This window comes from Acinetobacter sp. MB5, from assembly GCF_003261585.1.
Classification (GTDB): Bacteria; Pseudomonadota; Gammaproteobacteria; order Pseudomonadales; family Moraxellaceae; genus Acinetobacter.
The window spans coordinates 1-330 of sequence record NZ_POVU01000056.1 but is presented as its reverse complement, the minus strand read 5'-3'; the positions used below and the strand labels follow the sequence as shown (position 1 = coordinate 330).

Annotated in this window: 1 protein-coding gene; it reads right to left on the bottom strand. The window is 47.6% G+C overall.

The window, feature by feature from the left end; translation table 11 throughout:
• The coding region (locus C1A47_RS17575; protein WP_162625991.1) for an NAD(P)/FAD-dependent oxidoreductase at positions 1-278 on the bottom strand (278 nt) is incomplete at its 3' end.
• Positions 279-330: the final 52 nt, after the last annotated feature.

Below are 330 nucleotides of genomic sequence, written 5' to 3'. Positions count from 1 at the left end.
AAGAAATAGGTTTTGTCCTCTGTCACAGGAACATTCAGCGGTGCACCTTCTTCTTTCCAGTTTGGAAAGAGCTCATTGAGCGCACGAGGTTCAAGAACAGCACCAGAAAGAATATGCGCGCCAACTTCGGAGCCTTTTTCCACGACACACACAGAAAGATCGGGTAAATTGTTTTCAATTGCGAGTTGACGGATTTTGATTGCGGCAGAAAGACCAGATGGCCCTGCGCCAACGATCACGACATCAAACTCCATCGATTCACGTTCGATGTGCTCCATGTAGGACTCCTCATATTGCTTAAAGGTGGCAACCAAAGTTGGTGCTGCCATG